Here is a 12409-nt window from a genome sequence, read left to right on the forward strand (position 1 = left end):
GATGCAATTAACAGGAAGCTGACCCCGATCACCGGCAAAATAGATTTGAACACTTTGCCGAGCAGCAGGATGAAGCATGTGAATAGAAGGATTCCGAACACAGCCAGGTGATTCGATAGAATATATGTCGATGTGATGGAAATGAATACGAATAATAGCTTTGTCAACGGATCCACCCGATGGACTGGCGAATCCCTGCCTACGTATAATGTTATGTTGTTCATTCGAAACCCTCCTGAAGGCAATGCTTACAACCTTTCAATTTCTCCTTGGTTGTCATACATAAGCTTCACATTTTTCGGCAGCCCTTTGAAAATCAAGAAACTGAGCAGCACAGTGACCACTTTGTCAGGTACATCGACGACGATGCTGTCCGCAAACGAAGCGAGCCAAATTGGCATATCTTGCGCAAGCATCGTTGCAAACAATGCATCTCCCCAAACGTTTCCGGTCGTCCCTTCCCAAAAGATGATATTAAGAGGCGTCGATACAATTGCTGCAATGAATCCGACGATAAGCCCAAGGACAACCGCTTTGCCTATATTTGAAATCCAGCCTTTATACGCCATGATTCCTACAGCTAACCCGATGACTGCCTGGGTAATTGCGTATACGAAAGAGACGGGGCTTGTCGTAAACCCATAGACGACATTATTTACGACACCGACGATGGCCCCGACAACGGGACCTGCGAGCATACTTGCCAGCACCGTCCCGATTGCGTCGATCCATAATGGCAGTTTCAACACATCTGCAAACAATTTCCCCAAGAAGTTGATGCCTACAGCTGCCGGAATCAGTACAAAAGCAGCTGTTGAAAACTGCAATGTCCACATATGTTTCTTTTTCATTTCTATTCTCCTTTTCTTGTTTAATCAAGATAGTTGTCAAGACACATGACTATACTAATCGATAATGAAGAAATAGGGAAGCTTTTCTTGAAAAATAGATGACCACTTATTCTCATCTTATGCCCAATAAAATTTTTTGCTGTCTAGCTTCGTACGCGGAAAGGATGCCTTAATTTCCGCAAGAATCGCGGAAATACGGCAAATCGAACCCTTCGCAGTTCGATTTGCTCGGGGTCATAAGTTGAAGCTGTTGCGTGGCAAAGACCGCCACTCTACATCTTCATCTTATGCCTGAGGCCGGCAGGAAGCCGGTCATGCAGTCGTTGTCGCAGGACGCGGCGCACTTAGACTGCGAACCTCTTCTATTCAGGCGTCCTCCGCTTTTCCATGTATAAAAAAAGACCAAGAGAATACAAGTTCATGCGTCTCTTGGTCTTGGTGTAGATTATTTAACTGTTTGTAACTGTGTAAATCGGGTGAAGCCGACAAATTTATCTTTCCAATAGACGGAGTCAATTGTTGAAATTTCAACCTTTTTTGTTCCGGCGTGAATGAACTTTCCGTCGCCTATATAAATGCCTGCATGTGAAATGCCTTCACGGTATGTATTTTCGAAGAAGACGAGATCTCCCGGAACCGGCTCGTCCACTGCGTGTGAGTTCGTGAACATGCTGATGGTATCCATTCTCGGCAGCTGTAGTCCTGCATTCGTAAACACATAATAGATGAAACCGCTGCAATCGAATCCTTCAGGCGTGACACCTGCCCATGCATAGGGCGTGTCAAGAAGGGGAAGTGCGACTTCGACAGACGCAATCTGAATTTCCTGGGCCGCTTTTGATAGGGTTGGCAGAAGGGGCTTGTCCTTCGCTTCGGTTGATTGTAAGAAGCTTGTAGAGGAAGTCTCTTTGGCAACCGTCAATCCTTTATGGATGTCTTTTATCGTTGCAGTGTTCTGGTTTTCATTTTGGATGAGCGGTTTTTTTACAATCAGTTTTTGAGAAGCTTTTATGGAATCTGATGTAAGATTGTTCATTTTCTTTAATTCGTCTACAGTCAAATTATGCAGGGAAGCGATCTTCCAAAGTGAATCACCTGTTTTGACAGTGTATTGTTCAGTGGCGGCTTCCGCACTGCCTGCTGCGATGCATGTCGCAAGAGCAAACGTGGCCATTACTGAAAAGACTTTCTTTTTCACGCATATTTCCCCCTCTTAGACAAATATCTATGATTCTATTTTACTTGTAATCTAGTTGTAAGACAAGAGGGAGAAAACTGGCGAAACGTGCATGTCTATGAAATGAAAAACCGCCGATTTGCTTTGGCAAATAGCGGTAGTGGACTGAAATGATTAGAAGCTATATTGCTTCAATAAATTTTCAAGCTTCAATGCAAGGCCGATATTGCCTTTCACTTTTAATTTCCCCATCATGAAGGCGGCCGTGGAATTCAAGTTTCCGCCAAGCAATTTTTTGAAATCTGTGACGCTCATCTTCAAGGCGCAATCGACTTCTCCTGGGTCGCCTCGGTAGGTTTCCGCCTCGCCATTCGCAAATTTCAATCCATACATACCGCCGTCCTGGCCGGTCAGGTCGAACGAGTACGATGCGTTCAATCCTTCAATCGGTCCATTGTCGGCACTTAGCTGCGCATCAATTTCAGTCCAAATCTGTTCCATCGCCATCTCTTCCAATTTCATTCGTAGACACCTTCTTTGTATATAATGAGTGATTATTCATTCATTATAACACAGGTACTAAAAGAATAACTTTTTAAATATGTGTAATCCCTCAAAAATTATCGAATTTTGTCGATAGAAAGAGGTAGAGGATATAGTAGATAGAAAGGGGCTGTATAAGTCCGATGGATCGTTCTCATGAAGAACTCAATATGGTATTGGAGGAACTTCAAAAAAAACAGGAATTCATATTTATGCAGGCGAAGCAGTCGGACCTTTCACAACAATCGATTGCCCCAGTCTTGGAAGAATTATGCGTACGAATATCGAAAATAATGTCGTGCGATCGAGTGGGCATTTGGTTATTCAATGAAAATCGAACAGCCTTGACCGCACAAAGTATATACGATAGAAACGAATCTTCTCATACATCCGGGGAAGTGATTCTTGCCGAAGAATTGCCATCTTACTTTGAAGCGGTCCAACAAAAACGGATTTTAGCGATTTCGGACGTTACAATCGATCAGGCGACGAAGGAGTTGAAAACCCACCCATTCTGCGTTAAAGGGGAAGTGAAGTCGCTTATTGACGCATCAATCATCTTAAGCAAGGGGATCGGCGGAGTTGTCACTTGTGACTCAACCAAACTGAGAAAATGGACTTATTTTGATAGAGTCCTTGCAGCGTCCATTGCAGACATGCTTTCCTTCATTTTCGACCGGCTGGAGCGTATCGAGGTAGAGGAACATGTCCGTAAACTTGCCTACACCGATCTTTTGACCGGGCTCGATAATCAATATGCACTCACTGAAAAGGTGATGGAGCAGATCCAATCATTCGAAGAAGGGCAGCGGGGCGTCTTTGTATACCTTATGATGGATCAATATACAGAAATGCAAGGCGTCCTTGGACATGATGGAGCAGATCAAATGCTTACAATCACAGCGAGTAGGTTGAAGACTCTTTTTCCTTATCCGGCACAAACTGCAAGGCTCGCATTCGATCATTTCGTCATTTTTTTACCGATCAAGGGCGATTTGGAATTTGAAATGGGTCGATTGGAGCGGAACATCAACCGGTTAAAACGTCCGATGCATATAAGCGGACAGGAAGTATATATGACGTTCAGCTACGGAGTTTCCAATTATCCGGAGCATGCAACGAACGTGAAAAATGGAATTCAAGCGGCTAATATGGCTTTACGATCTGGAAAAGAGGCGTCGAACCGGAAAAACGGGAACCTGTATAACCCTGAAATGCATACATACTTGAAAGAGACAATACTTTCGGAGATGAACTTGCGGAGGGGCCTCGATCAGAATGAGTTCAGACTGCATTATCAACCGCAAGTGAATTGCCGGACGGGAGAAGTGAGCGGCTTTGAAGCACTCATCCGGTGGCAGCATCCGGAGCGCGGCCTCATTTTCCCAGGGGAGTTCATAGAGCTTGCCGAGTCGACGGGACTCATCATACCGATCGGAGAATGGGTCATCAAACAGGCGGCCTGCCAGATCCGGGAATGGAACGAACAAGGATTGAAGAATGCAACAGTGTCGGTGAATATATCACCAAGGCATTTCCTGCATGATGAACTCCCTTTCCATTTGCATAAATGCATTACCGAAGCAAACATTAAACCGAAGAGCCTCGTGCTGGAAATAACGGAAAACGTCGCTTTGGAAGATACAGAAGCTGTCGCCAACCGGATTAATCTTTTAAGAGAAATGGGTTATTCCGTTTCCATCGATGATTTTGGAAAAGGGTATTCTGCATTCATTTATTTACAACATTTTCCTATCCAACAAATTAAGATTGACCGCCAATTCATCAATGGACTTGGGAAAGATCCGAAAAGCTCCGGAATCGTCCAGACGATCATTCATCTCGCCGAAATGCTTGGTTTGCAAACAATCGGTGAAGGCGTCGAAACGAAACAGCAATGGGACCTTTTGAAACAGTTCGGCTGCTCAGAACTGCAAGGGTTTTATTTCAGCAGACCCGTTCCTGTCGATGAAATCAATGAACTGATCCGCAATCATGAACGGGGCGGAAAATTGCTTTTGCCTTCTGTGTTTCAATAGGAAAAGCGGAAGGTGGCGGTTAACGGCGACAGGCATAAGACTTTCAAAGGAAGGCAGTCTAAAATCGCCACTTCCTGTGGCAACGACTGCATACCCGCATCCATGCGGGCACGAAACGGCGCTTTTTGCCGTGCAGCGGAGCTGACTTATGACCCGAGCTGTTGCCACCTGGAGTCTAGCCAATGAAAAAAAGCCTTACGCAACGGGAAATCCCATTGCGTAAGGCTTTATTCTCTATTACAATTAACGTCCAATCGGCCAATCAAATGGCAATGACCCAGGTGGGGAGTGCTTCAGAATGTCGATAACTGGAATTGTATAGGCGAATAGGATAAGAGCAACCGTAATTCCGATCCAAAGATACCAGTTCTCCAGGATTTTTGGTGTTGGTTCTGCATCCACTTCTTCTTCCGCAATCGGGAATTCTTGAACGCCTCGTGGTGCGAAAAATGCGAGTTGGATGAAGATATAAATCATCAAGATGATACCGATGAATAGGATCGTCCCCCCGACAGCTTGCGCGATCTGGTAGCTGATCCACGTATCGACTTGTGCACCGCCGGCATAATTCGAGAAGTTGGAACGTCTTGGACCACCGAGTAGACCTTGGATATGCATCGATGTCGACATGATCGTCATTCCAACCGTCCAAATGATCGTTTGAATGATGCCAAGCTTATTCAATCTCGGTGTCAAACGTCTGCCTGTCAAATGGGGAACGAGCCAATAGGCGATACCGAAATACGTTAAGATAACTGTCGTCGCAACCGTCAAATGGAAATGGCCTGTCACCCAGATTGTATTATGGATGAGTGTATTCATCTGGTGGGAAGCATTGACGATACCGCCGGCGCCGCCGGGAATGAAAGCAACCATGCCGATGAACGGTGCAAGGAAACGGACGTCCTTCCAAGGCAAATGCTTGAACCAGCCAAATAGCCCTTTATGACCTTTCCTGCGGCCTGTCGTTTCAAATGTCGCAAAAATCGAGAACGCCGTCATCAACGTCGGGATGACAACCATGAATGTCAGGACGACTTGGATGAATTTCCATGTCGGATCAATCCCGGGCTCCGTCAATTGATGGTGGAAGCCAACCGGAATGGAGAACATGAGTAAGAGAATGAATGAAAGCCTTGCAAGCGAGTCACTGAACAGTTTGCCGCCAATAATTTTTGGGATGATTGCATACCAGGCCATATATGCCGGCAACAACCAGAAATAGACGAGTGGATGACCGAAATACCAGAATAGCGTACGACTTAGCAATACGTTGATTGTCGCTGCATATCCTAAAGACCACGGGATGAATTGAATCAATACAGATGTGGCTACACCGAGTGATGCGATGAACCACATCGCCATATTGATGACGACCATGAATGCTAGCAACGGGGATTTTTGCCCCGGATGTGCTTTCTTCCAGACATATAGTTGACGGAAGTTGACGAACACGGCAATCCAGCTGCCGACGATAACCAATGCCAAACCGATGTAAAACGCAGCATGCGCACGCAGCGGAGCATAGAATGTATACAGTACGTTCGCCTGACCGACTAAAATGGTAATTGCCGCAGTGATCGTTCCGACGAGCATCGTCCAGAAAGCGACCCATGCCCATTTACGTTGTTTGTCAGACATACCGACCGTTTTCCCCATAAGAGCAAACTGGAATCCGACGATGAAAAATGTAGTCAAGACTAGACCTAAAATGACGCCGTGCACTGTTAAAATCGTATAGTAGTTAATTCCGAACGGTAATTGGAATTCCCCTGAGCGGGACAGTGTCTGCAGAAGCCCCATGAGGCCGCCGATCAGCAATGATGCAAATGTCACATGCATGAACGACATATATAATCGGGCATCTTTTTTCGGAAACAGAACGTTTTTCAACATCATTCATACACCTCCACGGTTGCAAACATTTGATGGTGGCCGATACCGCAATACTCATTGCAGACCACAGTAAATTCACCGACGTTTTTCATGACTGTTTCAAGCCTGCTGACATGCCCTGGCTCGACCATCATGTTGACATTCGTGCCTGCAACTTGGAAGCCATGCACGACGTCCTTAGTAGTGATCTGGAATAAAACAGTAGATCCTTTCGGTACACGGATCTTCTTCACTGGCTTTCCATCCGCATCCGTGCCGAAATCATAGTTGAAAGCGGAAGCGACGATATTAACGGTATATTTCCCTTCAGCCACTTCACGAAGGCCGAGGTTTTCAGGTTTGAAAGAATCATGTGCCTCGACGTTCTGCGGATCGATTGTTTCGATATGGCTCATCGGATGCGTCCCTTTCCAGAAAGCTGCGAATCCGATAATGACTAGGAAAAGTGCGAGAGAACCTAATCCAAATGTGAGCCAGATCTTTTCGTATTTATGCAAATGCATCTTATTTCCCCCTAACGAGTCTCATTATCTAGATAAAAAAAGTGCGTAAAGGCCGAACCATGTCACTAGGATGAAGACACCTAACAGCATGACTGAGATGAAGGTCCCTTTCAGATTGATTCCGGTATGAGGATTGCCGGATTGTTGTACCGGGCGTTTCTTTGGATTGTCTGTAGCCATACGTTCCACCTCCTGTATTGATTGAAGTTGCGCTTCTCATACTTTTATCATAAGCACACAGGAGAAATAGAGAATTAGGGAAATCCCTATGATTCTGTGGTATGGGAAAGAGTCCACAGTTTGTTCACATCGTCTTCAAAATTTAGACATATACGTTTTGGACGTGAAGTGTGTTTCGGAGAAATAGAAGAGGGAAAAGAAGTGTGGTCAGCTTTTTTGTGTAAATTATTCGTTTTATTGACCATACTGTTTTTGGAAATTACAATAAGACAGTAAGACCAAATCTATAATGAAAGTCGGTTGAGAATGATGGAAAAATGTAAACTTATTAAAGTTGAAAGCCCTGAAAAAGGAGCGGAACGTTTTTTTGAGCTAATAAAAGAAGAGCTTGAGCATAATCGACTTCATGTGCTTGGATTGGCAACAGGAAGTACGATGATCCCCGTCTACAAAAAATTGACAGAATCGGAGCTGGACTTCTCGGATGTAACAACATTCAATCTCGATGAATATGTCGGTTTACCTGCATCCAGCCCGAACAGTTATGCATATTTCATGAACGATCACCTATTCAATAAGAAGGCATTCAAAGAAACGAATATACCGGACGGCATGGCGGCGGACTTGGAGGAAGAGTGCAAACGCTATGAGCAAGCATTGCAAGACGCAAAACTCGACATTCAACTACTAGGAGTCGGCGAAAATGGACATATCGCTTTCAACGAGCCGGGAACTCCTAAAGATTCCGTCACACATGTCGCAACATTGACAGAATCAACGCTCGGCGTAAACAGCCAATACTTCGAAAACGATGAGAAGATCCCTAACACTGCATTGACAATGGGAATCGCCTCCATCATGAGTGCCAAAAAATTGGTCCTCCTTGCATTCGGAGAGAAAAAACGTCCAGCCATCACAAAAGTGCTCGAAGGCAAAATCGATCCGGACTGGACCATCACATACCTTCTTGAACATGATGACGTTACAATTATTACAGACTTGAAGTTTTAAGGCGGTGCCTGTGCACGGCGCATTTATGACAATTCAACGATAAGTATTAAAATACGTAAAAAAAGTCAATCACGCCAATCGTGGTTGACTTTTTAATTTTTTCTATACAATTGTAGTGTATAGTCAGAATTTTGTCGGTGCCTGTGTGAAATCCATTTATGACAATTCGTGGAAATCTATATTAATACAAATATTACATCGTGATTCATTGGTATTGATGACTTATAAAATAATTCTATACAATTGTAGTGTATAAACTGAAAAGTTTGCTGCACAGGCACCAAAAGGGACACGGTGAGAAGATGACAGTTATGTTTCAAAGGTGAGATATTGTTGGATTTTGTAATATTTCTGTTACTGAATTGTAATATTGGACGAGCATAGTACATGGTAAAGTAATCTCAGATGATTTATTCAGATAAATATAATTTCGGGGGATCATATGAGAATACTTACACGCATACAAAAGCCTTTTGCATTATTTGCGATTGTCTTTGTACTATTATTCGCACCTTTCATTGGTCAAGCTGAAGCTTCATCATCCGACACAGCTTCCATTTCAGAGACGGCTTCAAGTCTGATAGGCATCCGGTATGCTTATGGCGGCACAACGACGGCTGGATTTGATTGTTCAGGGTATATCAATTATGTCTTCAATCAACACGGCATCAAGCTAGCCCGCACATCCTCGGGCATGTATGCATCAGGGGAAAAGGTCGATAAAAACGATCTTGTAGAAGGGGATCTTGTATTTTTCAATACATCAGGCAAAGGGGTTTCCCATGTCGGCATCTATGTTGGCGATGGCAATTTTGCACATGCCTCCACATCAAAAGGCGTGCGTATCGACAAACTTAACGATCCTCATTACTGGGGCAAGCGGTATGTCGGAGCGAAGCGCATCTCAGGCGCCAGTGACGTTGCTTTTAAAAATTGATAACCAACTAGTTTATAATAGAACGGATTCCTCTATCTAGGGGAATCCGTTTATTTATTTTGGAATGAAAAAGGCATTCAATGTGAGCAGGGGGAGGGAATTCTCTTAGGGATAGATAAGTCCAAAGTCATAAAACGAGCATAACAGGTACGAACTCGCGCAAAACTCACTCAAACTCGCGCATTCCTCGCCAAACTTGTGCAAACTCACGCATAACTCGCGCAAAATACCTCACCCCATAGAAAAAAGCCGCAAAATTCGCGGCTTTCCCATTCAATCATTATTGAGGTACACGGATTGTCCAACGGGAAAAGTCCGGCTCCTCTTTTTGGACCATTTCTTTAGGGTATATGAACGTCCATGGCTTCGACGTGTTCGCTTTGACAGAAAGCGGCGCCAGATCGAATGATCCGCGTGCGACGATTTCGCCTGTGGCATCGACGAGTTCCAATGGAAGCTTTTCGATATTGATCTGCTTAGAGTGGCCGTTGCGGATGAAGATGGATGCTGCAATGCTTCCGTCATCCTGCTTCTTCACTTGGAAACCTGCGAAGTTCACTTCACGCGGTTTCAGCTTCGGCATATTGTCAACGACTTTTTCAAGCGCTTCTTTTTGCTCGGCAGTCAAGCCATCTTCCCAAGCCTGTTCCAGCTCAAGCTTATGAGGGACCATCGACTGGACGTTGAATGCAAGCTTCCAGTTTTCAGCAGGCGGCTCTTCGGCAAAGATGTTGTCCTTCGTGAAAACGAATACCCAAGGGCGTGCGCTTTTTCCTGGAATGTCGCCTAATTCCTTCAAATCGAATTCCTGTGACGCAAGCGTTTTTCCTTCCGTATCAAGCAGCATTAATTCGACAGAGCCGACGGAAATCGACTGCTCCAATGAAGAACGGAAGAATGATTTGACGAGCCAGCTTCCATTTGCCGGTTCGACGTCGATGTCGATTCCGGAAAGGGAGATTTGGTTCGGCTTCAAAGGCTCCAATTCATTTGCGAGGAACCGGAAAACGTATTCCTGTTCCTGCGAAAGTTCCCATTGCGGATGAAGGGAAAGTGTTGTTTCGACTTCATCCGTGCTTTCAGATTGCGCACTACCTTCCAGAATTTCTTCTGAATCGATCGTGCTGTCTGAACCCGTTTTTTCGGTTTTCTTGAATAAATTGAAAAGTTTCATGATTATTGGGCCTCCTGTTGTTGTGAAATAAGCTTCATAAAGCCGATAACTTCGGATGCGATATTTCGGCGAAGCTTCTGATAGTGTGTGCCGAATAATTGCAAGCCTTCACGTTGATAAATACGCATCGGATCTTCTTGGCCATATGACCGCAATCCAATTCCTTCTTTAAGACGTGCCATCACATCGAGATGTTTCACCCACATCGTATCGATATGGCTCAACATCACTTGCGGGATGATCTGGTTTACCTGTTCATTATCGGCGAACGTATCAAGATACGCAAACAGGTTGGCAACCGGTTCCTCATAAAACTTCAGTATGTCAGTAGGTTTTTCCAAATTGTTTGGAAGCGTGACCGGCTCCAATAAAAGCCCATTCATCGTGCGTTCAATTCGATCGAAATCGAAGTTTTCCAAAGTTTCGTGTTCTGGACAGCTATCATAGATGACGAATTCCACTGCCTCGGACATCATTGTTTTCAATTGATCGAAAAGATTTTTGCCCTCAAGCACTTTATCCCGCAACGAATAAAGAACGCTGCGTTGATCATTGATGACATCATCGAGCTTCAAATTGTATTCGCGCATGGAGAAGTGGGCGCCTTCAACGATCCGCTGTGTACGCTCAGTGAGCTCATTCACGTCAGAGTTTTGGACGAGTCCATCTTCATTCACAACAACTTTTTTAGTGAATTTCTCAAGATCTTCCTTCGCAAAACGTTTGAACATTTCATCTTCAAGCGAAAGGAAGAATTGGCTTTCACCGTGGTCTCCTTGACGTCCTGAACGTCCGCGCAGCTGGTTGTCGATCCGGCGGCTTTCATGCTTTTCCGTTCCAAGGACGAATAGGCCGCCGATTTCCTCGACCCCTTCACCGAGCATGATGTCCGTTCCGCGTCCCGCCATATTTGTCGCAACTGTAATATGGCCCATTTGACCTGCCTGGGAAATGAGATCCACTTCCTGTTCGACGCTTTTCGCATTCAATAGATGATAATCGAGCTTCTCGCGGTCCAAATACTCCGCAACCTTTTCAGATTGGAGAATTGAAGTCGTCCCGACGAGGACTGGTTGTCCTTTCCGATGACGCTCCGCCACTTCCTTCGCAACCGCTTCGTATTTTTGTTCAATCGTCTGGTAAACCTTGTCCGGCGAATCGATGCGGGCACGAGGACGGTTTGTAGGGATTTGGATAACTTCCATGTTATACACTTCACGGAATTCCTTTTCCTGCGTCTTCGCTGTGCCCGTCATGCCGCTCAGCTTCGGATACATCCGGAAATAGTTTTGGATTGTAATTTGCGCTTGGGCTTTATTCTCATCAGTGATTGGCAAGCCTTCCTTCGCTTCGATCGCCTGATGAAGACCATCGGAAAGCGTACGGCCTTCCATGATGCGTCCCGTGAACATATCGACAAGCTCAATCTTATCGTCCTTCACGATATAGTCGACATCGCGTTTAAAGATGACATAGGCGCGAACAGCCTGGATCATATAATGGTAAAGAGTCTGATGCTCAAGTTCATAGAGATTATCGATGCCGAATGCCTTCTCCACTTGCTCGATGCCTTCGTCCGTCAGTGAAGTCGCTTTCGTTTCATCATCGAAATCAAAATGAACACCTTTTTTAAATCGCTTTGCCAGTCTTGCTGCAATGAAGTGAAGATCCGGATCAGCCTGCATTTTACCAGCGACGATCAATGGAGTTTTCGCTTCATCAATCAAAACGCTGTCCACTTCATCAATGATGGCGAAGTGATACGGGCGCTGCACTTTTTGGGAAGGATGTTGAACCATATTGTCACGGAGGTAATCAAAACCGAACTCGGTTCCGACACCATACGTGATATCTGCCAAATAAGCGTTTTGCTTCGCAGGTCCTTGCATCATCGGAACATTCAAGCCGACTGTCAATCCGAGGAAACGATGGATCTGGCCGATCTGATCATAGTCACGCCGTGCAAGATAATCGTTGACAGTGATGACGTGCACGCCCTTACCTTCAAGCGCACGCAAATAGGAGGGGAGGGAAGCGACAAGCGTCTTTCCTTCACCCGTAGGCATTTCTGCGATATTGCCTTCAGCCAATACCATCC

At 45.1% G+C, this 12409-nt stretch carries 10 protein-coding genes and 2 pseudogenes; 3 read left to right on the plus strand and 9 right to left on the minus strand.

Translation table 11 applies throughout. The features are described from left to right. The 4 genes and pseudogenes from AWV70_RS24645 to AWV70_RS14400 form a co-directional block, all read right to left on the minus strand. A pseudogene (locus AWV70_RS24645) lies at positions 1-224 on the minus strand (energy-coupling factor transporter transmembrane protein EcfT); the annotation flags it as partial. Between the two features lie 24 nt (positions 225-248). Beyond that, complete coding sequence (locus tag AWV70_RS14390; protein WP_060208532.1) at positions 249-851, minus strand: ECF transporter S component; 603 nt, start codon at positions 849-851, stop codon at positions 249-251. Positions 852-1296: 445 nt separating this feature from the next. Further along, positions 1297-2049 (minus strand): C40 family peptidase, encoded by a 753-nt coding sequence (locus tag AWV70_RS14395; protein ID WP_060208534.1) that lies wholly within the window; start codon positions 2047-2049, stop codon positions 1297-1299. A 153-nt stretch (positions 2050-2202) separates the two neighbouring features. Further along, positions 2203-2550, minus strand: a complete 348-nt coding sequence (locus AWV70_RS14400; protein WP_060208538.1) for an SCP2 sterol-binding domain-containing protein — start codon at positions 2548-2550, stop codon at positions 2203-2205. A gap of 164 nt (positions 2551-2714) precedes the next feature. Here AWV70_RS14400 and AWV70_RS14405 point away from each other — a divergent pair, with 164 nt between their 5' ends. Beyond that, positions 2715-4610: a sensor domain-containing phosphodiesterase gene (locus tag AWV70_RS14405; protein ID WP_060208541.1), complete on the plus strand. Its 1896-nt coding sequence runs from the start codon at positions 2715-2717 to the stop codon at positions 4608-4610. 243 nt (positions 4611-4853) lie between these two features. Here AWV70_RS14405 and AWV70_RS14410 read toward each other — a convergent pair whose 3' ends face one another. The 3 genes from AWV70_RS14410 to AWV70_RS22985 are packed head-to-tail and all read right to left on the minus strand — an operon-like array spanning position 4854 to position 7189. Then, positions 4854-6509, minus strand: coding sequence for a b(o/a)3-type cytochrome-c oxidase subunit 1 (locus AWV70_RS14410; RefSeq protein WP_060208544.1), 1656 nt, complete (start codon positions 6507-6509; stop codon positions 4854-4856). Further along, a complete protein-coding gene (locus tag AWV70_RS14415) occupies positions 6506-7009 on the minus strand; it encodes a cytochrome c oxidase subunit II (RefSeq protein ID WP_060208547.1) in 504 nt (167 codons plus the stop codon). Before AWV70_RS14415 ends, AWV70_RS14410 begins: the two co-directional genes overlap by 4 nt. A gap of 24 nt (positions 7010-7033) precedes the next feature. Then, entirely contained in the window at positions 7034-7189 is a 156-nt protein-coding gene (locus AWV70_RS22985; RefSeq protein ID WP_082713639.1) for a cytochrome c oxidase subunit 2A, read from the minus strand. Positions 7190-7495: 306 nt separating this feature from the next. Here AWV70_RS22985 and AWV70_RS14420 point away from each other — a divergent pair, with 306 nt between their 5' ends. Both AWV70_RS14420 and AWV70_RS14425 read left to right on the plus strand, forming a co-directional pair. Continuing rightward, positions 7496-8200, plus strand: coding sequence for a glucosamine-6-phosphate deaminase (locus AWV70_RS14420; RefSeq protein ID WP_082713640.1), 705 nt, complete (start codon positions 7496-7498; stop codon positions 8198-8200). A 442-nt stretch (positions 8201-8642) separates the two neighbouring features. Further along, a complete protein-coding gene (locus AWV70_RS14425; RefSeq protein ID WP_060208554.1) occupies positions 8643-9137 on the plus strand; it encodes a C40 family peptidase in 495 nt (164 codons plus the stop codon). Between the two features lie 280 nt (positions 9138-9417). On the opposite strand, the gene AWV70_RS14430 is transcribed toward AWV70_RS14425, so the two are convergent. Both AWV70_RS14430 and secA2 read right to left on the minus strand, forming a co-directional pair. After that, positions 9418-10311 (minus strand): accessory Sec system S-layer assembly protein, encoded by an 894-nt coding sequence (locus AWV70_RS14430; protein ID WP_060208556.1) that lies wholly within the window; start codon positions 10309-10311, stop codon positions 9418-9420. A gap of 2 nt (positions 10312-10313) precedes the next feature. Then, positions 10314-12409: pseudogene (gene secA2, locus AWV70_RS14435) on the minus strand (accessory Sec system translocase SecA2); the annotation flags it as partial.

Source organism: Sporosarcina koreensis (assembly GCF_001531445.1).
GTDB lineage: Bacteria > Bacillota > Bacilli > Bacillales_A > Planococcaceae > Sporosarcina > Sporosarcina koreensis_C.

Excerpts from the sequence above, each read along its gene's own strand:
- AWV70_RS14390 (WP_060208532.1), bottom strand. The coding sequence starts at position 851 with ATGAAAAAGAAACATATGTGGACATTGCAGTTTTCAACAGCTGCTTTT.
- AWV70_RS14400 (WP_060208538.1), bottom strand. The coding sequence starts at position 2,550 with ATGAAATTGGAAGAGATGGCGATGGAACAGATTTGGACTGAAATTGAT.
- AWV70_RS14405 (WP_060208541.1), top strand. The coding sequence starts at position 2,715 with ATGGATCGTTCTCATGAAGAACTCAATATGGTATTGGAGGAACTTCAA.
- AWV70_RS14410 (WP_060208544.1), bottom strand. The coding sequence starts at position 6,509 with ATGATGTTGAAAAACGTTCTGTTTCCGAAAAAAGATGCCCGATTATAT.
- AWV70_RS14415 (WP_060208547.1), bottom strand. The coding sequence starts at position 7,009 with ATGCATTTGCATAAATACGAAAAGATCTGGCTCACATTTGGATTAGGT.
- AWV70_RS22985 (WP_082713639.1), bottom strand. The coding sequence starts at position 7,189 with ATGGCTACAGACAATCCAAAGAAACGCCCGGTACAACAATCCGGCAAT.
- AWV70_RS14420 (WP_082713640.1), top strand. The coding sequence starts at position 7,496 with ATGATGGAAAAATGTAAACTTATTAAAGTTGAAAGCCCTGAAAAAGGA.
- AWV70_RS14425 (WP_060208554.1), top strand. The coding sequence starts at position 8,643 with ATGAGAATACTTACACGCATACAAAAGCCTTTTGCATTATTTGCGATT.
- AWV70_RS14430 (WP_060208556.1), bottom strand. The coding sequence starts at position 10,311 with ATGAAACTTTTCAATTTATTCAAGAAAACCGAAAAAACGGGTTCAGAC.